General features: G+C 58.7%; 18 protein-coding genes. 6 read left to right on the forward strand and 12 right to left on the reverse strand.

Going from position 1 to position 22,757, the window contains the following annotated elements; translation table 11 throughout:
• The first annotated feature begins 104 nt into the window (after window positions 1-104).
• Window positions 105-620 carry a hypothetical protein gene (locus ABD919_RS10410; RefSeq protein WP_345235938.1) on the forward strand — a complete coding sequence of 172 codons (516 nt, stop codon included), beginning with the start codon at window positions 105-107 and terminating at the stop codon, window positions 618-620.
• A 211-nt stretch (window positions 621-831) separates the two neighbouring features.
• On the opposite strand, the gene ABD919_RS10415 is transcribed toward ABD919_RS10410, so the two are convergent.
• From ABD919_RS10415 to ABD919_RS10430, 4 genes are all read right to left on the reverse strand, one after another.
• Window positions 832-1,188 (reverse strand): hypothetical protein, encoded by a 357-nt coding sequence (locus ABD919_RS10415; protein WP_345235939.1) that lies wholly within the window; start codon window positions 1,186-1,188, stop codon window positions 832-834.
• Between the two features lie 122 nt (window positions 1,189-1,310).
• Window positions 1,311-3,350 (reverse strand): excinuclease ABC subunit UvrB, encoded by a 2,040-nt coding sequence (uvrB, locus tag ABD919_RS10420; protein WP_345235940.1) that lies wholly within the window; start codon window positions 3,348-3,350, stop codon window positions 1,311-1,313.
• A 132-nt stretch (window positions 3,351-3,482) separates the two neighbouring features.
• Window positions 3,483-5,243: a porin family protein gene (locus ABD919_RS10425; RefSeq protein ID WP_345235941.1), complete on the reverse strand. Its 1,761-nt coding sequence runs from the start codon at window positions 5,241-5,243 to the stop codon at window positions 3,483-3,485.
• The gene (locus tag ABD919_RS10430; protein WP_345235942.1) at window positions 5,233-5,838 is read right to left on the reverse strand and encodes an RNA polymerase sigma factor; all 606 of its coding nucleotides are present in this window, start codon (window positions 5,836-5,838) and stop codon (window positions 5,233-5,235) included. The genes ABD919_RS10425 and ABD919_RS10430 overlap by 11 nt, the downstream gene beginning before the upstream one ends.
• A 409-nt stretch (window positions 5,839-6,247) precedes the next feature.
• Between ABD919_RS10430 and wrbA the strand changes: the two genes are divergently transcribed.
• Complete coding sequence (gene wrbA / locus ABD919_RS10435; protein ID WP_345235943.1) at window positions 6,248-6,862, forward strand: NAD(P)H:quinone oxidoreductase; 615 nt, start codon at window positions 6,248-6,250, stop codon at window positions 6,860-6,862.
• 212 nt (window positions 6,863-7,074) lie between these two features.
• On the opposite strand, the gene ABD919_RS10440 is transcribed toward wrbA, so the two are convergent.
• Window positions 7,075-7,815: a shikimate dehydrogenase family protein gene (locus tag ABD919_RS10440; RefSeq protein WP_345235944.1), complete on the reverse strand. Its 741-nt coding sequence runs from the start codon at window positions 7,813-7,815 to the stop codon at window positions 7,075-7,077.
• A gap of 97 nt (window positions 7,816-7,912) precedes the next feature.
• The gene (locus tag ABD919_RS10445; RefSeq protein WP_345235945.1) at window positions 7,913-8,611 is read right to left on the reverse strand and encodes a DedA family protein; all 699 of its coding nucleotides are present in this window, start codon (window positions 8,609-8,611) and stop codon (window positions 7,913-7,915) included.
• A 362-nt stretch (window positions 8,612-8,973) separates the two neighbouring features.
• Here ABD919_RS10445 and ABD919_RS10450 point away from each other — a divergent pair, with 362 nt between their 5' ends.
• Entirely contained in the window at window positions 8,974-9,897 is a 924-nt protein-coding gene (locus ABD919_RS10450; protein ID WP_345235946.1) for a bestrophin family protein, read from the forward strand.
• Window positions 9,898-10,364: 467 nt separating this feature from the next.
• Entirely contained in the window at window positions 10,365-12,596 is a 2,232-nt protein-coding gene (locus ABD919_RS10455) for a T9SS type A sorting domain-containing protein (RefSeq protein ID WP_345235947.1), read from the forward strand.
• A 158-nt stretch (window positions 12,597-12,754) separates the two neighbouring features.
• Here ABD919_RS10455 and ABD919_RS10460 read toward each other — a convergent pair whose 3' ends face one another.
• The 6 genes from ABD919_RS10460 to ABD919_RS10485 all read right to left on the reverse strand — a co-directional run bounded on the left by ABD919_RS10460 (window position 12,755) and on the right by ABD919_RS10485 (window position 20,834).
• Window positions 12,755-13,585 carry a phosphosulfolactate synthase gene (locus ABD919_RS10460; protein ID WP_345235948.1) on the reverse strand — a complete coding sequence of 277 codons (831 nt, stop codon included), beginning with the start codon at window positions 13,583-13,585 and terminating at the stop codon, window positions 12,755-12,757.
• A gap of 227 nt (window positions 13,586-13,812) precedes the next feature.
• Complete coding sequence (locus tag ABD919_RS10465) at window positions 13,813-15,210, reverse strand: tetratricopeptide repeat protein (protein ID WP_345235949.1); 1,398 nt, start codon at window positions 15,208-15,210, stop codon at window positions 13,813-13,815.
• Window positions 15,211-15,407: 197 nt separating this feature from the next.
• On the reverse strand, window positions 15,408-16,439 hold the full coding sequence (locus tag ABD919_RS10470; protein ID WP_345235950.1) for an NAD-dependent epimerase/dehydratase family protein: 1,032 nt from the start codon (window positions 16,437-16,439) through the stop codon (window positions 15,408-15,410).
• A gap of 89 nt (window positions 16,440-16,528) precedes the next feature.
• Window positions 16,529-17,305, reverse strand: a complete 777-nt coding sequence (locus tag ABD919_RS10475; RefSeq protein ID WP_345235951.1) for a tyrosine-protein phosphatase — start codon at window positions 17,303-17,305, stop codon at window positions 16,529-16,531.
• Between the two features lie 17 nt (window positions 17,306-17,322).
• Window positions 17,323-19,836 carry a GumC family protein gene (locus ABD919_RS10480; protein ID WP_345235952.1) on the reverse strand — a complete coding sequence of 838 codons (2,514 nt, stop codon included), beginning with the start codon at window positions 19,834-19,836 and terminating at the stop codon, window positions 17,323-17,325.
• Between the two features lie 56 nt (window positions 19,837-19,892).
• Window positions 19,893-20,834, reverse strand: coding sequence for a polysaccharide biosynthesis/export family protein (locus ABD919_RS10485; protein ID WP_345235953.1), 942 nt, complete (start codon window positions 20,832-20,834; stop codon window positions 19,893-19,895).
• Window positions 20,835-21,061: 227 nt separating this feature from the next.
• Here ABD919_RS10485 and ABD919_RS10490 point away from each other — a divergent pair, with 227 nt between their 5' ends.
• Window positions 21,062-22,201 (forward strand): acyl-CoA dehydrogenase family protein, encoded by a 1,140-nt coding sequence (locus ABD919_RS10490; protein WP_345235954.1) that lies wholly within the window; start codon window positions 21,062-21,064, stop codon window positions 22,199-22,201.
• Window positions 22,202-22,444: 243 nt separating this feature from the next.
• Complete coding sequence (rpsU, locus tag ABD919_RS10495) at window positions 22,445-22,639, forward strand: 30S ribosomal protein S21 (RefSeq protein WP_345235955.1); 195 nt, start codon at window positions 22,445-22,447, stop codon at window positions 22,637-22,639.
• Window positions 22,640-22,757 lie beyond the last annotated feature (118 nt).

The raw sequence follows: 22,757 nt of genomic DNA on the forward strand, positions 1-22,757 counted from the left end.
ACGCTTTGGCTAATCATAATTTTACATCGAAAATTAATAAAAGCACCAGCGACAGCGCGTGCGGCTCCACCCTCCCTTTTTCTGCAATCCTGCTCCTTTCCGCTATGAAAACCCTCTTCTTCCGCCGCCTGCTCATAAGTGCTTTCCCTATTGCCAGCCTGCTACAGGCCGCCCCGGCCACGGCCCAGCTGTCAGCCAACCCGCTGCTGGAGCTGTTCCCCGCCACTTACGTTCCTGGCTCCGACAGCTCAGTGGCGGGCCTGGCCCTGCTCGACCTGCGGGCCCGCCGCCTTGCCCCCGATGCGGTGGGCGTGGTGCTGTACTGGACCACCAGCAGCGAGCCCAACGACGCCGGCATTGTTATCGAGCGCCGCGACGAAGGCGATGCTGCTTTCCACCGGGTGGCCGTGGTGCCGGGGCATTCCGGCACGCTGCCCTACAGCTACAGCTTCGTGGATGCTTACAACGCCAGCGCCACGCCCAGCACCTACCGCTTGCGCCGGCTGGCCGACGGCACCCTGCCCAGCCTGGTTTCCCAGCCGCAAACCGTACCCGGTGCCAAATCCGGCCCAGCCAACCTCGACGAGCAGCCGCCCTTGCTGGTGGGTATGGCCAAGTAAGCAGCCCTTAGAATACTAACCCTCACCCTCACCTTCTCTTTTTCTCTCCCGCCTTTTTTCTGCAATCCACCCACCCGCGCTTTCTATTGTTTTCGCCTCTTTTCTGCAAGAAAAAAGCCCCCGCAACTGCAATTGCGGGGGCTTTTGTTTTTCGGCACCAAAGCCATTCCACTTATATGCGTCGCCAAAGCACTGGGGGTGGAGCTGCTACCTACCTGGGTTTGCGAAACAGGTAGCGAATAGCCGCACTGTTGGTAATGGGATACACTTGTACCAGCTCCCAGCCCGCAACCGATAGGTCGCTGAGCTGCTGGTTGATGACCATGGAGTTGCGCTGCAGCTTGGCCAGGTTTTTACTGACGGACATCCCGCCCAGGTCTTCCAGCTGCACTTCCGTCTTGCCGTTGAAAGCCGGCGAGAAGAAAATTTTGGCCACCGCGTCCGATGACGACTCGAAGCTGGTCATCGTCAGAAAGTCATAGGCCTGGGGCCTAGCTGCCTGCGCCTGCGTTGGCAGGTCCTGAAACCAGAGGAGCACGGCTAGCCATAGCGTGAAGGGGTATCTCATAGAAACGAGCATAGCGTACAGCGGTAAAATGAAGAGCAGAAATCAGCCAGCAAAAGTAGCGGGGTAGCAAAAGCCCAGCCCGGACAGGCTATGCCCTTGCTACCCGGCACCATCGCGCAGCACTAGTCCCGCTTGGTTTTTAGCATCTGCTTCAGCGCAGCCAGCTCGTCGCGCAGCTTGGCGGCAGTCAGGAAGTCTAGGTCCTTGGCGGCGCCTTCCATCTGCTTTTCGGTGGTCTTGATAAGCTTTTCCAGCTCGGGCCGGCTCATCATGGCCACCACCGGCTCGGCAGCCAGGGCCAGCACGCCGCCGTCGGCATCGGGCCCTACGTAAGCCTGGGGCTCCACGGTGCGGTAGTCGGCCAGGTCGGTCTGCCCCATAATTTCGGCGTGGCTCTTGCGCACCGTGCGCGGCGTGATGCCGTGCAGCTCGTTGTAGGCCAGCTGGGTGGCCCGGCGGCGGTTCGTCTCATCAATGGCGCGCTGCATGGAGCCCGTGATGCGGTCGGCGTACATAATTACCTTGCCCTTGTCGTTCCGGGCGGCGCGGCCCATGGTTTGAATCAGGCTGCGCTGGTCGCGCAGGAAGCCTTCCTTGTCGGCATCGAGAATGGCCACCAGGCTTACCTCGGGCAGGTCGAGGCCCTCGCGCAGCAGGTTCACGCCAATCAGCACGTCGATTTCGCCCAGGCGCAGCTTGCGCAGGATTTCCACCCGGTCCAGGGTCTTCACGTCGGAGTGCACGTACTCCACTTTAATGCCCAGGCGGTCCATGTACTTGCTCAGCTCCTCGGCCATGCGCTTGGTGAGGGTGGTCACCAGCACCCGGTCGCCCTGCTTCACCCGCTCGTCTACCTCGTCCAGCAGGTCGTCAATCTGGTTCACGCTGGGGCGAATATCAATCTCCGGGTCCAGCAGGCCGGTGGGGCGGATAATCTGCTCCACCACCACGCCGCCGGCCTGCTCCAGCTCGTAGTCGGCCGGCGTGGCGCTCACGTACACGGCCTGCCGGAACATGCTCTCAAACTCGTTGAAGGTCAGCGGCCGGTTGTCCAGCGCCGAAGGCAGGCGGAAGCCATATTCAATCAAGGCGGTTTTGCGGCTGCGGTCGCCCCCCCACATGGCCCGAATCTGGGGCATGGTGGCGTGGCTTTCGTCCACCACCAGCAGGTAGTCGTCGGGGAAGTAGTCGAGCAGGCAGAACGGCCGCGAGCCGGGCGTGCGCCCATCAAAGTAGCGCGAGTAGTTCTCAATACCCGAGCAGTAGCCCAGCTCCCGTATCATTTCCAGGTCGAACTCAGTGCGCTCCATGATGCGCTTGGCTTCGGCGTCGCGCCCCTCCTTCTCGAAGTAGGCGTGCTGCTGCATCATGTCGAACTGAATTTCCTTGATGGCCTGCTGCAGCGTGTCCTTGCCCGTCACGAACAGGTTGGCCGGGTACAGCGTGGCCGACTTCTCCTCGCTCAGCTTCTTGCCGCTGACGGGGTCAATCTTCTGCACGCTCTCAATCTCATCCCCAAAAAAGTAGATGCGGTAGGCGTAGTCGGCGTAGGCCGGAAACACGTCCACCGTGTCGCCCTTCACCCGGAAGGTGCCGCGCGAAAACTCCACTTCCGTGCGCGAGTACAGAATCTGCACAAACTGGTAAAGCAGGTTGTTGCGCGAGTACTTCAGCCCCGGCGCCAGGTAAATCACGTTCTTGCCAAACTCCTCGGGGTTGCCGATGCCGTAGATGCACGACACCGAGGCCACCACAATCACGTCGCGCCGCCCACTCAGCAGGGTGGAGGTGGTGTGCAGGCGCAGCTTCTCAATCTCCTGGTTGATGGCCAGGTCTTTCTCGATGAAAACGTCGGTGCTGGCGATGTAGGCTTCCGGCTGGTAGTAGTCGTAGTAGCTGATGTAGTACTCGACGGCGTTGTTCGGGAAAAAGGACTTGAACTCGCCGTAGAGCTGGGCCGCCAGCGTCTTGTTGTGGCACAGCACCAGGGCCGGCTTGCCGGTTTCGGCAATAACGTTAGCCATGGTGAAGGTTTTGCCGGTGCCCGTGGCACCCAGCAGCACCTGGGCCGGCTCGCCATTGTTCACGCCTTCAACGAGCTTGGCAATGGCCGAGGGCTGGTCGCCGGTCGGCTTGAATTCAGAGGTCAGTTGGTACTCCATGCAAGGGGAAAGATAGGCCGAAAAGGTCAGCCTAGCTTAACTATTGCTAATGGATTTGGGTTTCCTGATTTCGGAATCAAGCGGCGGAATTTACTCCGCGGCGCGAAGGCAGGCCAACACCAGCCTGCCCTGCTACTTCGGGCTGCGGCCAAACTCTACGCCCGCTTCTACCCCCACGCTGTAGGGCCGGCTCTGCTCGAGCAGGCCTTGGGCGGGGTGGGCATTTAGCGAAAGCACCCCCAGCTCGGCTATGGGGCCCAGCGAGAACGTCCAGCTGCCTTCGGGCGAGCGGTACTGGGCACCGGCGGCGCCGCGCACGTTGGCCATTACCCGGCGGTAAGGCGTGCCGGCCGAGGTAATGGAGTAGGAGCGCGACGCCTCCGGAATACCATCGACGGTGCTGCGTACGCCCAGCAGCGCGCTCACTACTGCGCCTACGCGGCCGTAGCCACTCCAGCCGCGCTTCACCGGGTCGGCGTAGCGCACTTCCACCGGAATGCCGGCGGTACGGTAGCGGAAATCAGTGGTGCGCATGGCGCCTTTCGTGTCGGGGCCAAAGTCGGGTACCTGCTCGCCCACAAAAGCCATCGACGACGACGACTTGGCGTAGCTCTGGCTAAGCTCGGCTCCGGTGCTCAGGGCCCAGCGGCCACCGAGGCGGTTGGTGGCCCGAACTGCCAGGCGGTGGCTGGCGCCCGGGCATAGGTTCTGCAGGTGCTCAGCAGCTGCTTCTTCGCTCAGGGCAGCCGAGTTGGCTCCCAGTGCCGGGTTGTAGTCGAACTCAGCATCAATACCGGCCCGCGAGAAATTGGTGTTGGGGTTGAAGGTGCCAGCCGTGTAGGTAGCCGCAAAATTCCACTTGCGGGCCGGCGGCACCACGGGCGGCGTATCATCAGCTGGTACTGCAATGGTGGCAAAAGCTGCCGGCAGGGAAGTGGCCTCGGCATTGGGTAGCGACGGGGCCCGGCCCGCCAGCAAATCAATCGGTCCGAGGGCCTGCCCCGCTGAGCTTGCGCCGCTTACAAAGCCGGTGGTAGCAGCAAAGCCGGTGGGTGCGGCTGCCGACCCTTTGGCCGTGGTGCCGGCCGCGCCAAAAGCCAGCATGCTGCCCTGAGCGGCCTGCGGCTGGCCCAGCCCGATGCTGCGGACGGCCCGAGCAGCGCTCGCTGCAGCGCTCGCTGCAGCGCTGGTTTCAGCTGCAGCGCCGCTAACAGGGCTGGAAAAAGCCACGGAGCCGGGCGCTGAGGTACCGTTATAAGTTGCTCTAACGGGTTTGCCAGCAGAGCTGCCGGCATCAGCCTGATAGGTGCTTGCAGTGGAAGCCGTCGACGAGCTGCTACCCGCCTGGCGTGCTGCCGTCGGGCGGGCCGGCGTACCGATACCGCCATAAGCAGCCATGCCTGGCTGCTGACGAGCCGCAGCACTTGCGGCTGCAGTCAACTCCTGGCGGCCAGGAGAGGCGGCCTGCTGGGTATAAGCTGCGTGGTCGCTGCTCTCGGCAGCAGCGCCCCCGGCTGCCAGGCTCCCCCGGCTGCCCGTGGCCGAATACTGGCCCGGCACGGTGCCGGGCCGGGCAGCGGAAGCGGGCGCCAGCTCGGCCCGACGGCTCTGGGCCGTTGCCAGGCGGTTGCCGTTGCGCACGGCATCGCGCATGGCCAGCCAGCCTGTGCCGGTGAGCGTAGCCAGCAGCAGGCTGGCCGCGGCCACCCAGCGCATGGCGTTGAGCCGGCGGCGGTACTGTTCGTTTTGCTGCTGCAGCAGGGAGTTGTCAATCTGTTCCCACAGCATGGGGCGCGGGGGAACGGCCGCTTCGGCCATATGATGGCGGAATAGCTCTTCCAGGCTGCCGGTTGGCTTATCAGTAGAAGTAGGGTCGATAGGATTAACTGACATGACGACGCGGAGCATTCAGGCGCTCCAATTTAGTTTGTAAGATGACCCGGGCCCGCGAGTACTGCGACTTGCTCGTGCCTTCGGTAATACCCAGCAGCTCGCCGATTTCCTTGTGCGTATAGCCCTCGATGGCGTAGAGGTTGAACACCATGCGGTAGCGCGGCGCCAGCTCCTGCACCATTTCCAGCAGCTCGTGGAAGTTGTAGTTGCTGAGGGTAAACTCCTCGCCGGCGAGGGTTTCGGGGTATTCGCCCTCGCTCACCGCCACCAGCGGGGCATTGCGGCGGTGTTGCCGCAGGGCGGCATTAATCATAATGCGGCGAATCCAGAACTCCAGCGGGCACTCGCGGCGGAAGCTGGCCAGGGTACGGAATACCGTCAGAAAGCCTTCCTGCAGCACGTCTTCGGCCTCAAACGTGGTTTGGGCGTAGCGCAGGCACACGGCCATCATCTTGGCAGCATGCTTTTCATACAGCTGCTTCTGGGCCAGCTGCTCCCCACGCAGGCAGCCGTCAATAATCTGCGCCTCGCTGGGTGCCGCGCCCACCGAGCGGCTGGCAGTCAGGCGGGGAGCGTCGGGCTCTACTGCCGCCATTTTTGCAGGCCGGAGCGCTGGCCAGGCAGCCCCGCTCATTGGGCGCACCAGCCCGGCCGGCTGGTTGGTTGGATACCGCCGGCTGGGGCGGTGCTGGTAGAAGCCAATGTCATGTTCCGGGGCATAAGGTGCAAATAGAGCCGGGGCTGGTGCCCGTAGTCAAACAGGCTGCGTTAAATGGAGGCAGGTGACGGCGAAATGGTTGCAACCCGCCGGAAGGGTTTATTTGCAACGATAGAGATAACAAAGGCTGGGTAAAATAAGAGGCTCATCCAAAGTTAGTTAAAATAGTTTTTAAGTGCCGGCGCAACCAGGGTGGTTTTTGCGATGTACCTACACTAATCTGCTGGTCGTGTTGCCGCGTTGCGTGCAGGGCTCCCGGTTTCCTGTCATCTATTTCCTTACCTGTATGAAAACCCTCGTTCTTTTTTATTCCACTTATGGCCACGTATGGAAAATGGCCGAAGCTGTAGCCGAAGGCGCCCGCCAGGTAGAAGGCAACGAAGTAGTGGTGAAGCGCGTGCGCGAGACCCTGCCCCCCGAGCTGCTCGACCAGATTCATGCCACGCAGGCGCAGCAGGCTTTCGCCCATATTCCCGTTGCTACTCCCGAGGAGCTGGCCGAGTACGACGCCCTGCTTATTGGGGTGCCCACGCGATACGGCAACGTAGCCAGCCAGATGCAGGCCTTCCTCGACGGCACCGGTGGCCTCTGGGCCAAAGGTGCCCTCATTGGCAAAGCGGCCGGTGCTTTCACCAGCACGGCTACCCAGCACGGCGGCCAGGAAACCACCCTGCGCAGCCTGCACACCGAATTCCTGCACCACGGGCTGGTAGTAGTGGGCCTGCCCTATTCCTTCCAGGGGCAGACTATCATTTCCGAGGTAAGTGGTGCTTCACCCTATGGCGCCTCCACCATTGCCGGCGGCCAGGGCGAGCGGCAGCCCAGCCAGAACGAGCTGGAAGGAGCGCGCTTCCAGGGCCGCCACGTGTCGGAAATTGCCAAGAAGCTGTGCGGCAAGTAAGTCAGCAAGCGCAGGGCTAGGGCGGATTCTAGGTTTGTGCGCTGCGTTGAAAGCTATTTGCTAAAGAATTATAAAGCCATGCTGAGCGAAGGCTAAGCATGGCTTTATAATGTCTTATGAACAGGGTATTATACAGTTGTAGGCGCCCTGGAAAATGCTGTGCTTGTGTGCTGTCTTGTCGGTGACTGTTCCGGGCAGCTGGGGCCTGCTGCTTACTCATTCCAGATTTTCCAGGCTTCCTCGGCCTGCAGACACAGCATTTCAAAGCCGTTCTTTATCTGGGCCCCGGCCTCCCGGCCTTTGGCCAGAAACAGGGTTTCGGCGGGGTTATACACCAGGTCGTAGAGGTGATGCCGGGGGGTGAGGGCGTGGTAGGGGAGGTGGGGGCACTCGTCAATCTTGGGAAAGGTGCCCAGCGGGGTGGCATTGATGATGAGCGGGTGCGCCTCAATCAGCTCCGGGGTCAGGTCTTCGTAAGTAAGCCAGGAGTCCAGCGGGTTGCGTGTGACAAACCAGTAGGGAATTTCCAGCTCACGCAGCGCTACTTCCACCGATTTGGCGGCCCCGCCGTGGCCCAGAATCAGGGCCCGGGTAGCGGGGCCGGCGGTAGGGAAAAAAGCGCGCAGCGAGTCCCGAAAGCCGATGTAGTCCGTGTTGTGCCCGATAAGCCGCCCGTCGGGCAGGCGCCGGATAACATTTACGGCCCCCACCCGGCCGGCCGAGGGCGCCAGCTCGTCGAGGTAAGGCAACACAACTTCCTTGTACGGCACGGTTACGTTCAGCCCGGCCAGGTCGGGATGCGCCGCCAGTAAGCCCGGGAGCTCCCGGATATTCTCCAGCTCAAAAAGGTCGTACTGATGGTCGGGCAAGCTCAGGTTATAGAACTTCTGCGTAAAGTACGTTTGCGAGAAGGAGTGCCTGAGCGAGCGGCCGATAAGTCCGAACTGACGCATAAAAGAAGGGTTAGCGGGTAATGTGCCCCGGGTAGGACAAAAAAACGCCCCAACTGTTTAGAGTCGGGGCGTTTGGTGATGAACAAGCAGGCTGGGCTTACAGCGGGCCAGCGGGCAGGTCTTCCTTGCTGTCGGCGGGCTTTCCTCCAAGCTTTTCCTTCAGAAACTGCACCAGGGGCGGCAGCACCGACACGAGGATAATAGCATAAATCACGATGGTGAAGTTTTTCTGCACCCATTCGATGTTGCCGAAGAAGTAGCCGGCCAGCGTAAGGGAAATTACCCAGAAAGCAGCGCCAAAGATGCTATAAGAAGCAAAGTAGCGGTAAGTCATGGTGCCCACGCCGGCCACAAAGGGGGCGAAGGTGCGCACGATGGGGACAAAGCGGGCCATGATGATGGTTTTGCCGCCGTGCTTGGCATAAAAAGCCTGGGTCTGGTCGAGGTACTTGCGTTTCAGAAACCGGAAGTCTTCCCGGAACACCCGGGGCCCGAGAAAGTCGCCCACCATGTAGTTCACATTATCGCCGATGAAAGCGGCGGCAATGAGCAGCGGCATCACCACCCACACATTCAGCAGCGGGTCGCCGGTGGTTGTGTTGGGCTGGGCCGCCAGCGTGCCGGCCACAAAGAGCAGGGAGTCGCCCGGCAAAAAGGGAAAGACAATAACCCCGGTTTCGGTAAAGACGATGAGAAACAGGATAAGGTAAGTCCAGGTACCGTAGTCCTGTACCACGCCCACGAGCGTTTTATCGAGGTGTAAAACGAGGTCGAAAAAGTGCTTGATTAATTCCATACGGCGCCATTGTGAGCTACAAAGAAAACCCCTGGCGGGCGAAGTAGCCGGGTGCGGCCTGCCTGGCTTCCTGGAACACGCAACGGTAAGGCCTGCTCCAGGCGGTAGCCAATGCTCCCGGCACTCGTTCCCGACAGCCGCTTTGCTCTGGCCAGGAACGGGCGGGTGGGCAAGCCACAGATTTTATAGGTCTCCAGACGGCCCCAAGGCGCCGGCAAGCGCGACGCTACAAGATAGGAAAACTGCCATAAAGAGGCACTCCTGTGCAAAAACAATAAAAAAGCAAATGCAGCGGCAAACCAGCCGCTGAGCCTAACCTAGCTTACGAATTTGACGTTGCAAGCCAAAACGCTACACATATTATGATAGTCTATCAGGGAGGCGACTGGTGGAAGGCACTCTGGCATTTCCATACCTCCGAAGTAATTCGTCTATTACTAAAACGCGTGGCCCTGGTGGGCCTCTATGGGCTTGTTGTGGCCATCAGCAGCGTAAACTTTCACGCCCTGGATGTTCGCATTGGCCGCGAGTACCTGTCCATTCTGGGTATCCTGCTCAGCTTGCTGCTGGTGTTTCGCACCAACACAGCCTACGACCGGTACTACGAAGGCCGCCGGGTATGGGGGCAGCTCGTGTCGCACTGCCGCGGGCTGGCTATGGAAATCAATGCGCTGCTGCCTAAAGAAGCCCATTCCAGCCGCCGCTATTTTGCCGCGCTAATCTCCAACTTCCCGCTGGCCCTGCAAGGCAACCTGCGCAACAACATCCGCTACGAGAAGCTGGAGGCCACGCCCGATATCATGGAGCGCCTGCGGGCGGCCGAGAACGTGCCCAGCACCATCATCGCCGTGCTGATGGAAAGCATGGAGCAGCTGCGTAAAGTGGAAATCTTCGACCCCATGCACCTGGTCAACATCAAGCACCATTACCTGGCCATGATGTCGGTGAACGGTACTTGTGAGCGGATTAAGGCCACTCCCATCCCGTATTCCTACAGCTTTTTCATCAAGTGCTACATCACCATTTTCATTCTGATAATGCCGTTGGTGCTGGTGGAGTCCTGCGGCTACTGGATGGTGCCCGTGACCATGATTGGGGCCTACGCCATGCTGGGGCTGGAAATGATTGGCAACGAAATCGAGAACCCCTTTGGGTACGACAGCAACGACCTGCCCATCACCCAGCTGTCGAATAAAATTCGGGTTAGCGTGCACGACCTGCTGGGCGTAGAGCTGCCTGCCGAGAAAAAAGCCCTGGCCACCGTGCCCTACAGCGTGGTACACTAGCAGCAGTGCTGCCTTCTGCTACACCAAGCGCCGGCCCGGCAACGGGCCGGCGCTTTCTTATTAAAGGGCGATACCAACGCCCTGATAGGGAAGAAGGCGGAGTAGATAAATATCAGCGAAAAAGTGGCCCTGCGCCGTCACTTTGCTGTTTGGCATACGTAAAGAGTACCAGCAGCGCGGTGCCGGGGAAGGAAAGGGATGGAAGCGTAGGGCACGGGCTGGGTAGCCTCAGGTGGGGCTGCGTTTAGAGTCCAATAAAAAGTTTCATTTTGCGGGTAAAAATAAATTTTTCTGAGAAAAATATGCACTATTATCAAGATTCGGGCTTTTTGCACTTGTAATTAATCCTGGTAAAGAAAAAAAATTAGCCGAATTGTACCAATTTAAAAACAACTCCCGTATAGCTCCATGTCGGCACCGACCAAGCAATGCGGTGCCCTTTCACTCAACCTTCGACTCATAATAAAATGTCTACTTCTTTTACTTCCGCACCTACTCTGCCAAGCCGCACGCTGCGCTTACTGGCAACCCTGCTGACCCTGGTTATTGGTTTCAGCTTTACTTCGGCCCAGGCCCAGAACAGCGGCCTGTTCGACAACTACGTTTCCATCAACGGTACTTTTTACAAGACCAATGCTGGCAACCCGCCCGCCAGTGCCTACGCTCCCCTGCAGGGCGCCTCGCTGGGTAGCTTCGACCGTAACTCGGGAGTGCTGCGGCTGAATGGCGGCCGGGTTAATTCCTTCGAGCGCAACGGCGACGTTGTAAATGCTGCCAACATCTTCTACCGTGTGTATGAAACCGGCACCTCGCCGGCCGGCCGTGGCTTCCAGCGCCTCTCGCTGCCCCTGACCAATATCTACTACGACCCGGTCAACATGACCAACAACAAGGAGTTTCAGTCTTTCAACTACACCACCAACCTGGTTAGCCTCACGCAGGACCCCGGCACCTACACCCTGGAAATCTACCTGCAGGCTAATGCTAGTTTCAGCAACGGCGGCGGCAGCGGCTCCTTCGTTCTGAACGACAGCAACGGCGGCGCCAACTACACGGCTACGTTCACGGTAACCGGCACTCCCCAAATCACGACGACCTGGACCGGTGCTATCAACGACAACTGGTTTGACCCGGCCAACTGGAGCAACGGTGTGCCTTCGCCCACGAACGACGCTGTAGTTCCCGACTTCGGCCCTGGCTTCAACATCTACCCCAACATCTACAGCGGCAGCCGGGTTGTAAACTCGCAGGGGGTCTTCCAGTATGACAACACCAACTCGGGCCCTGCTGAATGCCGCACCCTACTGCTGCAAGGCACTTCGCAAGCCGCGCGCTCTATCTGCCGCCTGGTTACGGGTACGCTGCGGGTAAATGGTGACTTCTACAACATTCAGGACAGCTTCATCCAGCGTGAGAATACCCTGATTGTATTCTCTGGTGGCAACACCACCATCAGCGGCGGCTCGCAGTTTGTTCGAATGGAGATTGATGGTGTTCCTGGCAGCACCAAAACGCTGACCGGTAACGTGACCATCGGGGTTGAGCTGCTCTTCACCTCCAGCAACCTGACCACGGACATCAACAACCCCACTACTTCTTATGTGGAACTGGCCAACCGTACCATCTTCAACGCCAACAACGGCGCTCAGATTAACGGTGAAACCGACCAGCACTACCTCCGCGGCTTTATCCGCACTACCCGCAACGGGGTACAGGCCAACGAAGGCGAGTACCGCACGTTTGGTAACATGGGCATGTCGCTCGAATTCGTTGGTAACAATAACCCCGGCGACATCCTGGTAACCCGCAACACTACCGAGAGCTACAACCCCCTCAACGACCGTTTCTCTATCCGCCGCATCTTCGGTGTTCGCCCCAGCGACGCGCAGACTAACACCGGTGGCCTGCAGGCTAACCTGATTTTCCGCTACCTCGACAGCGAAACCCAGAACCTGGGCCCCAACGGCGAGTTCATCCCCGAGCAGAACCTTTTCCTCTACGTATCGACCAACTCGGGTAACAGCTTCGGCCAGCTGGGCCGCGATGCCCTCGACACCAACACCAATGAGCTGACCAAGTTCGGGGTTCGCACCTTCGCTACCTTCACCCTCGGCGACCGCGCCAACCCGCTGCCCGTATCGCTCACTGCTTTCGATGCCCGCCGCACCGGGGCTGATGCTACCATCACCTGGGATACCGCCCTCGAAAAGAACAGCCGTGGCTTCGACGTACAGGTATCGACCAATGGCCGTGACTTCCGCACCCTGGGCTTCGTAGCCAGCGCTACCCCGAACAGCGAGCGTCCCCAGAGCTACCGCTACGTCGACACCACCCCCGACAAAGCCGGCATCCGCTACTACCGTCTGCGCCAGCTGGACCTGGATGGCAAAGAAACCTTCTTTGCTCCCCGCAGCGTGAACTTCGCCGGCAAGGCTAAGTCGGACGCCAAGCTGGCCGCCTACCCCAACCCCTTCCTTGGCGACCTGAGCCTGACAATGGATGTGGCCACAGCCGGCGCCGGCCAGCTCCGCCTCATGGACATCACCGGCCGCGTAATCAGCACCCAGGCAGTAACCCTGGTAGCTGGTACCAACGAAGTGAAGCTTGACAACCTCGGCGGTCTGAAGTCGGGCATGTACGTAGCCCGCCTCACCACCCCCACGGGCGAAGAGACCTCGGTGAAAGTACAGAAAATGTAACCTCCCTTCCTTTCCACACGAAAAAAGCCGGTCTCCGCAAGGAGGCCGGCTTTTTTTTAGGTGTTAGGGCGTAGGTATTAGGTATTAGTATCGTTCAACGGTCCCCAAGACCTAATACCTAATACCTAATACCTAAGCCCTAACAATCGAAGCCCTGATTACCCCCGCGGCATGCTGGTGCCGGGCTTGCCAGTCTTGGCAGCCGGGTGGAACATGGGGTCCACGGCGTCCATGTCGAGGAAGTGCGAGAAGGTGTCGCCCCGCAGGCCCAGGCGAATGGTTTCGAGGCTTACCACTTCATTGGGGGCAATATTGCCCAGGTTTACATTGCAGCCCAGCAGTTTGATAAACCATACTTGCTGCGCCTTCTGCGGGGCTTCCCAGAGAATTTTCTCAAAGGGAATCTTGGTGAGGATTTCTTCCACCAGGCCCGAGCGCACTTCGCCGGTGCTGCGGAACAGACCTACGTTGCCGCCCTCCCGGGCTTCGCCGATTACCTTGATGGCCCCGGCTTCCAGCTCGGTTTCCATCTGGGAAATCCACTTGTAGGGGGGGATGATTTTTTCGGCATCCTTGGAGCCTACTTCGCTTAGCACCTGTACCGACTTGCTTAGCTCCCGAATGAACTCGCACTTGCGCTCATGAGCCAGGTCGATGCTGCCATCCGATACCTCGGCGTGCTCCATGCCATAGGTGTCGAGCAGGCGGCGGTAGTCGTCGAACTGGTTTCGGATGATAAAAGCCTCGAACAAGGTGCCCCCAAAGTACACCGGCACGCCGGCCGCACGGTAAATCTCCAGCTTGCGCTTCAGGTTGGGCACCACATAGGAGGTTGCCCAGCCCAGCTTCACAATGTCGGCGTATTCGCCGCCGACTTCCAGAAAGTCTTCCACTTCCCGCAGGCTCATGCCTTTGTCCATCACCATGGTGTAGCCTTGCTCACGCGGCTTCTGGGTGCGTTCGGGAAGTTGGGAAAGAGAATAGTTCATTTGCTTAATGTGCTGATTATTGGATGTGCTGATGTACAGATGACCGAGCCGGCTGGCGGAAGTAGACGCTGGCGACCGGTTAAAGCTTTAAAAAAAGCAGCCGCCCACGCGGACGCGGGCGGCTACAAAAGTAGGTCAGGGCTCGTAAGGTTGCCGATACAGAAGCGCCACCAGTGCCCCTGCTTCGAAGTCAACCTATCAGCACATCAGAAAATCCGCACATCATTTTACTTTCGGAACTGGTCGATGAGGCGCTTCAGCGCCGGCTGGTCGCGCAGCTCCGGGAAGTAGTCGAACAGCAGCGAATGCTGCTCGTAGTTGAGGCTGAGGGCCAGCTCCAGGGTTTGATAGGCCTCTTTCAGGCGCCCATCGGCCAGGAGGTAGGCGCAGAGCATGTAGTGGAAATGGGCTTCCAGCGGGTGCAGGTTCACGGCGTGGCGCAGCAGGTCTACGGCCTCGCTGTAGTGGCCCTGCTCGTAGAGAATGGCGCTCCAGCTCACCCAGCCCTGCACGTCGTCGGGCGCTACCTCGGTCGCTTTCTCGTAGGCTTCGAGCGCGCTTACCACGTTGCCTACATGGTTTTCTGCCGCACCCAGCGCCGACCAGTACTCGCCGCTCTCCCCGTAGAGCTCCACGGCCTTGCGGAAGAAGTGAATCGACTCAAACCAGCGGCCCTGCTCCTGCAGCAGCACGCCCTGCCCAAACCAGGCCTCGTCCATCTCCGGGTTGATTTCCAGGGCGCGCTGGTAGTATTTGCGGGCCGGCTCCCACTCCCGCAGCTTCTCGTAGCACTCGCCGATGTTGCACAGTGCCTCGTCGGTGGGCTCGCCCGGCGGGAAGCTCAGCTCAAACTCGGCAATGGCCTTGCGGTACTGCTCCTGGCACACAAAAGTGTCGGCCAGCCAGTGGTGAGCGTCGTAAAAGTCAGGCCGAATCACCACAGCGTAATCGAAAGCTTCCGCCGCTTTGGTCCACATTTCCCGGCGATAGAAGTACTGGCCCAGGTTATACCAGGCAGTAGGGGAGTAGGGGTCGTCGTCGGTGAAGCGCTTGAAGAACTCCTCGTGCTCTTCCAGGCGGCCGGTTACATCCAGGCAGTGCAAGAGCTCCTGCACGCCGGTTTCGTTGTCGGGGTTAAGGCGCAGGCTTTGCTTGTAGTGCTTGGCGGCACTCTTAAACTTCTGCCAGCTCTGGTAAGCCAGGCCCAGGTTGAAGTGGATATCCTCGCGTTCGGGCTCCTGCTCCAGCCCCGCCCGGAAAAACGCCACGGCCTGCTCGAACTCGCCGCGCTGGGTGCTGATGATGCCCCGCGTAACAGCTACGTCGGCGTTGGTCGGGTCGAGCTCGGCTACCTGGTTTATCTGGCGCTCGGCTTCGGAGTAGTCGCCGCGCATGGCCATTACCTGGGCGCGGTCAATCAATAGCTCGGTCGAGAAAGGGTACTGGCTCAGGGCCGCCTCGCAGGCCTGCAGGGCTTTGTCAAACTGGGCATTGGTAACGTAGTGGTCGATGATATTCTCAAAGTCCTCCAAGTCAAAAAATACAGGCTCCTGCTGGGCCAGCATGCGCTCGAAGCGGCGCACGGTGTCCAACACAGCCCGGTGATTCTCAAAGTTCTCGTTCATGCGCATAAATCACGGATTCTTCGGATTTCTAGCGGAGTAGCCGGAGCGCTTGACAAAGCCGGTTTTAGCCCGTCAAAGCCGCCTATTTCGTGATTTCCTGGGTACTGGTATTCCGTCTGCTTTCTTGTTTCAATACTACTAACAATCCACCACGAATTCCGTGCAATTCGTGAAATATTCCTTGCGGGTAGAATATGCTAAGATACGACTGCTGGGCTTGCGCTGGTTGTGTTATTTGCCAGCTCAGTGGCACACCAGGCAATGGTTTCGGCTAAGGGGCGGAAGCCCAGCCCCGTGGCCCGCTGCACCTTGTCGCTGGCATACACCACCGGGCGGCGCCCGGCCCGGGCAGTGTCCTTGGTAATAAGGGGGCGGGCCCCGGTAAGTACGGCCCGGGCATGTTCCAAACGCCAGATTAGCTCGGCCGTCCAGTCGGGCACCGCCACGGTTGGGGGCCGCCGCCCCATGGCCGCCGCCGCTTGCTGAAAGAACGCGGCCAATGGCAAGGCTTGTGCATTCAGAATGTACCGCTCGCCGCTTAGGGCGGGCTGGGCCAGGGCCAGGTGCAGGAGCTGGGCCACTACGTCGCGCACGTCCACGAAGTTGACCAGGCCGCGGGTGTAGAAGCGGTGCTGCTGGTAGGCGTAGCGCAGCAGCCGCGTGCTGCTGCGGCTCCAGTCGCCGGGACCCAACACCACGGACGGGTTCACAATCACCGCCGACAGCCCTTCGGCAATGCCGCGCCATACTTCCAGCTCGCCCAGGTATTTGGACGTGGCATAAGCGGGGTGGGAGGCCCCCAGGTCCCAGGTGGCGGCTTCCGTTACAATCCTGGGCGCATTGCCCTGGCCATCGGCGGGCTGCCCGGCAGGTGAGGGGCTGCCCAGGGCCGCTACCGACGATACATAAGCCAGCCGGATGCCCGGTCGCTCGAGGCAGGCGTCGACCACTGCCGCAGTGCCGAGCACATTCACGGACAGCAGCAGCTCTTCGTCCTGCGGGGCGTACGATACCAAGCCTGCGCAGTGGAATACGTGCGTAACGTCGGGGGTAAGCGAAGCCCGCAGCAGGTCGGTATCAAGCAGGTCGCCACTTACCCACTCTATGCCGGCTGGCATGCCGGCTGGTACAGCACTCCGGTGCAAGGCCCGCACAGACAGCCCCCGAGCCCGCAGCTCACGCAAGAGGTAAGAGCCAATGAGGCCTGTGCCACCAGTAACGAATATCATGCAGGCAATTAGGGACTTGGGGTCTTAGGTGTTTAAAGGAATTAGGGGCTTAAAAACAAAAAAACTAAGACCCCAAGTCCCCAAGACCCTTACAACTCTTTGTTTAACAACGGTAGCCGCAGCAGCTTTTCCATATATGGCCGTACCATGGTCTTGCGCAGCAGCGTCTCGGTATGGCGTAAGTGGTGCGTGTCGGTGCCGACAAAGTCAACCAGGCCGCCATCAATCAGCATTTCGGCCACCTTCTGGGCGGCCGGAGAGTAGTAACCGGCCAGTGAGTTCAGGTTGAGCTGCATCAGCACCCCGTATTCGCCCCGCAGCTTTTCAATTTCAGCAAAGCGCCCGTAGAGGTAAGTGTAGCGCTCGGGGTGGGCCAGCACCGGGCGGTAGCCCTGCGCTTTCAGCTCAAACACAATTTCGCGCAGGTTCAGCGGCTCATTCATGTAAGACGTCTCAAACAGCAGGTAGCGCTTGTCGCCCCCGAAGGTGAGCATCTCCGTGCCGTCGGCCAGCTTGCGGCCCAGGAACTCGTCGAGGTAATACTCAGCGGCACAGGCCAGCTCCATATCCGTAATTCCTGCTGCCAGGGTGGCCTCCTGCAGCTGGGCCAGGGCCGCACGAACTCCCTCCGGCGTGTTCTTGTAGAAGTCGCCCATGATGTGGGGCGTCATCACCAGCTTGCGGAATCCGATGTCGCGCAGCGCCCGCAGCAGGTCCAGGGAGTGGGCCACGGTTTCGGCTCCATCATCGAGGCCGGGCAACAGGTGCGAGTGCATGTCGGCGCCCAGCACTGCCAGGGAGTCGATGGTGGCTGCGCTGGAGGACGTAGCCCCCTTGCCAAAAAGCTTTTGCCAGAGCGAAGCCATACTGCCGCGAAAGCCGATTAATTAAAGAAGCGCTTGACTTTCTCGCCAAATGTAAGCTCGCGGGCAATGGGCTCTTCGTAGTAGCCCTGCCCGTAAGAGCCATAGCCATAGCCGTAGCCGTAACCATAGCCGTAGCCATAGCCATAGCCACTGGTAGCCTGCGCATCGTTGAGGATGGTGCACATTCGTGTAAACTGATTGCTGCGCATCAAGCGGTTCATGTTCTTGATAAAGGCCTTGCGGGAGTAGCCGGCCCGCACGATATAGATGGGAATATCGGCCTTGCGCATCACCAGAATGCCGTCGGTAACCAGGCCCACGGGCGGTGTATCAATCAGAATCACGTCGTAAAGCTTGTACAGCTCCTGAATCATCATATCAAACTTTGCGCTCAGAATAAGCTCCGACGGGTTGGGAGGAGTAGGCCCGGCCGAGATAAACTGCAGGGCATCGATGGAGGTCTGCTGAATGCATTCTTCTATGCTATGCCGGTCAATCAGAATCGTGCTCACGCCCTTAATGTTCTCGGTGCCAAAGGCCAGGTTTACCTTGGGCTTGCGCATGTCGAGGTCAAGAATAATTACGCGCTGCCCCGACAAGGCAATAATGCCGCCCAGGTTAACCGTAACGAAGGTTTTTCCCTCGCCTGAGATGGTCGACGTCACCGATATAAGCCGCTTTTTCTTGGCTGAGCTTATAAAGTCCAGGTTGGTTCGGATGGAGCGGATAGACTCAGAGATGGCCGACTTGGGGTTTTTGTCCACTACCAGGCGCGACACGTCCATCTTTTCCTTGTCATAGGTAGGAATAACACCCAGCACCGATGCATTCCCATTCCGCTCCACTTCCCGGATATTGGTTACGGTGTTGTGCATGAAGTAGCGCACTGCAATCAAGCCCAGGCCCATCAGAATGCCGCCGGCCAGGCCTACTGCATACACAATGAGCTTTACCGGATAGATAGGGGAGGTGGGGTTAGATGCCGGCGACAGAATCTGGAAGTCAGGCGTGGTACCAGCCTTGGAAATGTTAAACTCCGTTTTCTTATCCAGCAGCATCAGGTACGTCTTCTCAAACAGGTCGAGCGGGCGCTGCAGGCGGGTCAGCTCCATGTCCTTTTGCGGCAGGCTTTGCAGCTCCGCATTCAGTCGCTCGCGCTGGTTGTCGAGTAGGGCCAGCTGGTTACGCAGCACCTTCTGATTCTGAGCCACCATTCGTTTGAGGTTGCTCTTGCTGTAGGCTAAGGCCGCCTCTACTTGCTTAACAGCCTCCGTAGTGCCTTTGTAGGAACGCGACAAGCGCCGCAGGTTCCACTGCTGGCTATTCACATCATTCAGCAGCTGTACCAGCTGCTGGTCTTCAATGCCCGACAGGGCCGGGTTGCTCTGCTCAACCGTTTCCTCATCTGACCGGGTCATCTGCCCGGAGTTTATCATTCGCGCCACATCCTCCAGCGTATTGAGCTTCTGCTCCAGCTTCAGGCGCTCTTCCTGCTGCCGCTCCAGCTTATTTGTAATAGTCCCAACATCCGACTTAACATCAAACGTTTTGCTTTGCTGCACAAAACGCTGCAGGTTGTTTTCGGCTATTGCCAGGTTGCGGCGGTTTTCCTCCAGCTGCTGGTCCAGGAACTGCAGCGTCTGGGCTGTGGCCTCCTGCTTGCGGGCCAGCTTTTCCTGCAGGTAAACGGTATCAATCTTATTTACAATCTTTTGCGCCTTCTCCGGGTTGTAGTCCTGAAAAGAGATTTGAATGGTATTCGCCTCGGGGTTCACAATTTCAACCGTAAGGTTGCGGTCGAGATACCCATTTACAGAGCTCTCGTCCTGAATAGTGAAGTGGTAGTTCTTGTCCAAGGCATCCTCGGTTAAAGGACCGGTGGGGGATAGTTTCAGGGTAATGCCCGGCAGCACGATGGGCTCGTTTATATTGTATTCACCGCCCAGATTTCGCCCTTGTCCCACGAAAGCCAGCTTAAAGCGTGTCGGGGAAGTAAAGTTGATATTGAACTTGCGGTTATACAGCGCATGGTCTTTAATGGAGTAGTCGACCTTGAAAGGCGAGGTGCCATACATCTCGGTTTCCAGCACCGTGCCCTGCACGTAGTAGTTAACGTCCAGCGCCAGGGAATCCTTCAGGCGGCGGTAGATAATGCCGGACTTAATAAGCTCCACTTCACCAGCCAGCTTGCCGGAGCGTCCTTTTTCGACTGCTGCCGGCGCCAGCCGGTCCAGTCCCAGGTTGTTGGCTTCGGTGCGCTCGTCAATTTTAAGCAGGGAGGCCGATTTATATACAGGCTTGGTGTAGCGCAGGTAGAGCCACGAAGCTGAGATACCTAGAATGATGAGCAGCAGCATCCACAGCATGCTCCGACGAGCTACAAGAAGTAGGGTCGCAACATCAAGCGACGCTGAGTCGTTGTCGTCCTCATCAGCCGTAGTAATGCTGACAGGAGGAGAGGGTTCGGTTGTACCACCTCCCGAGGCTTTACGAATGAGCTCTTCCAGCTCCATGTTTTCACTTATAGCCATTGCAATGTATGCGTCAGCCGCAGCTGAATTGAATATATGGGAGAGCTAGCGCAGCGCTAACGGAGAAAGATGGTAATGAAAATAGTAGAAGCGTTTAGTAGTAAAGCAGCGGCGCTCAATACCGGGCCTGCATCTGCTAAGCCGTCCAGCAGCGGCCGGCGTATCGGCTCAATATAAACTATATCATTAGGCTCCATTTGCAAGTTGCCTTTACGCATGCCTTCCAACGTGGTTAAGTCAATCTCTTGAACCTGAGGATTTTTCAAATCGCCGCGAATAATACGGATATTCGACAGGCGTCCGCCGAAGCGATACAGGCCATTTCCTCCGGTACTTCCTCCGTCAGTACCACCGGCTAAGGCCAACACCTCCAGTAAGTTCATGTTGTCGTTGGTCAGGGGCACTACTTTGCCGCCTGGAGCGCCCAGCACAACAACGCGGTTGTTTACTACCCGCGTTGTTACAAAAGGCTCGCGGTAGTACTCGTTGTAGGCTATCTTAAGTGTGCTGTCGGCCTGCAGCAGGCTTAAGCCGCTTACCTTAATGCGGTTTACCATGGGAAGCATAACGGTGCCGTCTGCTTGCACCAGAAACGCGCTGTTGGTGCCCTGAGCGTTGGCTGCGCCAGCAGTTTGTACCGACGAGGCCCCTGCCGCGCCCCGTGCCGATGGCCCGATGGCCCCGGCCGGGGAGCCAAAGCGCAGCTCACCGTTGGGGTCGAGAATTCGCTCGCCTTTGTTGGTATACACTCTCACCTCCAGGTAGTCGTTTGGCTGAATGACATAATTGCGGGCAGCGCGGTTCACAGCAGTGCGCAATTTGGTCGTGTCCAAACGGTTGCCCTCGCTGTCGGTCAGCCGGAACATGGTGCGCTGATTGTAGTAGCGGGTCGAGGCGCAGGAAGAAAACAGCAGCACTACGGGCAAGCACAGCAGGCACAGTCGCAGCAAGCGACGAGGAAAGGTAGTCGGCATGAAGGCCAAAAAGTACGTAATCAAGCAAATGAACGCAGGAGAAAATCAACCCGTATGGCCGTATTTCTCCCAATAAAGCCTCAAAAGTACGCCTTTTGGCGTGCCCATTCAAAACGGCCCCGTTTTACGCTAGGTCATAATCAAGGTTTTCAAGCGGCAAAAGCGTACTTTCGCGGACCCAAAACCTGCCTCTGCCGGTTATAGGGACTGCTTGCTGTCATTATCTTAAATCCCACCCATTTTTCTTGTCCATGGAAGCTGTAGCGACCGAAAATCAAACCATGATTGCGCAAATGGTGCGCGACTTTGGAGCCCAACACATCAAGCCCAACATGATGAAGTGGGACGAAAGCCAGGAGTTTCCCATTCACATCTTCCACCAGCTCGGCGAGCTGGGCCTGATGGGTGTGCTGGTGCCCCAGGAGTACGGCGGTTCCGGCTTCGGCTACATGGAGTACGTGACGGCTATTGCCGAGCTGGCCAAGATTGACGGCAGCATCGGCCTAAGCATGGCGGCGCACAACTCGCTCTGCACCGGCCACATCCTGCAGCACGCTTCCGAAGAGCAGAAGCACAAATACCTGCCCAAGCTGGCCAGCGGCGAGTGGATTGGCGCCTGGGGCCTCACCGAGCCCAACACCGGCTCCGATGCCGGCAACATGCGCACCACGGCCGTGCTCGACGGCGACCACTACGTGCTGAACGGCGCCAAGAACTTCATCACTCACGGCAAGTCCGGCCACGTAGCCGTGGTGATTGCCCGCACCGGCGAAGTGGGCGATTCCCGCGGCATGACGGCTTTCATCATCGAGCGCGGCACGCCGGGCTTCGCCGCCGGCCGCAAGGAGGACAAGCTGGGCATGCGGGCCTCCGAAACCACGGAGCTGATTTTCACCGACTGCCGCGTGCCCAAGGAAAACGTAATTGGCCAGGTAGGCGACGGCTTCGTGCAGGCCCTGAAGGTGCTCGACGGCGGCCGCATCAGCATTGCCGCCCTCAGCCTCGGCATCGCCCAGGGCGCCTATGAGGCGGCCCTGCAGTACTCCAAGGAGCGCCAGCAGTTCAACCAGCCCATCAGCAATTTCCAGGGCATCAGCTTCAAGCTGGCCGATATGGCTACCGAGATTGAAGCCGCCAGCCAGCTCACTTACCGCGCCGCCTCCATGAAGGACGCCGGCCTGAACGTGAACCTCGAGTCGGCCATGGCCAAGCTCTACGCTTCGGAAGTGTGTGTGCGGGCCGCCAATGAGGGCGTGCAAATCTTTGGCGGCTACGGCTACACCAAGGACTACCCCGCTGAGAAGTACTACCGCGACTCCAAGCTCTGCACCATTGGCGAGGGCACCAGCGAGATTCAGAAGCTGGTAATTGCCCGGGCCCTGCTGAAGTAGTATCGCTGATTACCGCTGATTTAATAGATGCCGCTGATTTTACGAATTGGCGGCATCTTTTTTAGCCGGCCAGCTTCTGGCCACTAGCTCGTTTTGCAGGGCATCGCCTAGCGCAGGCAGCGAGAAAGTGTAACGCTACCAGAAAAAAAATCAGCGTCATCAGCATAATCAATGAAAATCAGTGATTATCTTTGCGGCCCGATTTACTCGGCTCCTCTGTAGAAAATCTCCTCACTCCTCGATATGATTATCGTTCAAATCAAAGACAACGAATCGGTTGACCGCGCTCTGAAGCGCTTCAAAAAGAAGTTTGAGCGCACCGGCGTTCTGAAAGAGCTGCGTCGTCGCACGTTCTTCCAGAAGCCCAGCGTAACTCAGCGCAAAATGAAGCAGAAGGCTGTTTACAAGCTGGCTACCTACGGCCAGCCGAACGAATAGTCGGCTTCACAGCCTGATTTGTAAGGTTGAAAAACCGGCTGGCCTGCTCCTTTCAGCAAGCCGGCCGGTTTTTTCGCGTCCATACTTTTTGGTGGAAATAAAAAAAACGCTACTTTGG

The organism is Hymenobacter saemangeumensis, from assembly GCF_039541835.1.
In the GTDB taxonomy this organism is placed as follows: domain Bacteria; phylum Bacteroidota; class Bacteroidia; order Cytophagales; family Hymenobacteraceae; genus Hymenobacter; species Hymenobacter saemangeumensis.

Excerpts from the sequence above, each read along its gene's own strand:
- rpsU (WP_345235955.1), top strand. The coding sequence starts at position 22,445 with ATGATTATCGTTCAAATCAAAGACAACGAATCGGTTGACCGCGCTCTG.
- ABD919_RS10475 (WP_345235951.1), bottom strand. The coding sequence starts at position 17,305 with ATGGCTTCGCTCTGGCAAAAGCTTTTTGGCAAGGGGGCTACGTCCTCC.
- ABD919_RS10445 (WP_345235945.1), bottom strand. The coding sequence starts at position 8,611 with ATGGAATTAATCAAGCACTTTTTCGACCTCGTTTTACACCTCGATAAA.
- wrbA (WP_345235943.1), top strand. The coding sequence starts at position 6,248 with ATGAAAACCCTCGTTCTTTTTTATTCCACTTATGGCCACGTATGGAAA.
- ABD919_RS10465 (WP_345235949.1), bottom strand. The coding sequence starts at position 15,210 with ATGAACGAGAACTTTGAGAATCACCGGGCTGTGTTGGACACCGTGCGC.
- uvrB (WP_345235940.1), bottom strand. The coding sequence starts at position 3,350 with ATGGAGTACCAACTGACCTCTGAATTCAAGCCGACCGGCGACCAGCCC.
- ABD919_RS10410 (WP_345235938.1), top strand. The coding sequence starts at position 105 with ATGAAAACCCTCTTCTTCCGCCGCCTGCTCATAAGTGCTTTCCCTATT.
- ABD919_RS10480 (WP_345235952.1), bottom strand. The coding sequence starts at position 19,836 with ATGGCTATAAGTGAAAACATGGAGCTGGAAGAGCTCATTCGTAAAGCC.
- ABD919_RS10490 (WP_345235954.1), top strand. The coding sequence starts at position 21,062 with ATGGAAGCTGTAGCGACCGAAAATCAAACCATGATTGCGCAAATGGTG.
- ABD919_RS10425 (WP_345235941.1), bottom strand. The coding sequence starts at position 5,243 with ATGTCAGTTAATCCTATCGACCCTACTTCTACTGATAAGCCAACCGGC.
- ABD919_RS10450 (WP_345235946.1), top strand. The coding sequence starts at position 8,974 with ATGATAGTCTATCAGGGAGGCGACTGGTGGAAGGCACTCTGGCATTTC.
- ABD919_RS10470 (WP_345235950.1), bottom strand. The coding sequence starts at position 16,439 with ATGATATTCGTTACTGGTGGCACAGGCCTCATTGGCTCTTACCTCTTG.
- ABD919_RS10415 (WP_345235939.1), bottom strand. The coding sequence starts at position 1,188 with ATGAGATACCCCTTCACGCTATGGCTAGCCGTGCTCCTCTGGTTTCAG.
- ABD919_RS10460 (WP_345235948.1), bottom strand. The coding sequence starts at position 13,585 with ATGAACTATTCTCTTTCCCAACTTCCCGAACGCACCCAGAAGCCGCGT.
- ABD919_RS10455 (WP_345235947.1), top strand. The coding sequence starts at position 10,365 with ATGTCTACTTCTTTTACTTCCGCACCTACTCTGCCAAGCCGCACGCTG.
- ABD919_RS10440 (WP_345235944.1), bottom strand. The coding sequence starts at position 7,815 with ATGCGTCAGTTCGGACTTATCGGCCGCTCGCTCAGGCACTCCTTCTCG.
- ABD919_RS10430 (WP_345235942.1), bottom strand. The coding sequence starts at position 5,838 with ATGGCGGCAGTAGAGCCCGACGCTCCCCGCCTGACTGCCAGCCGCTCG.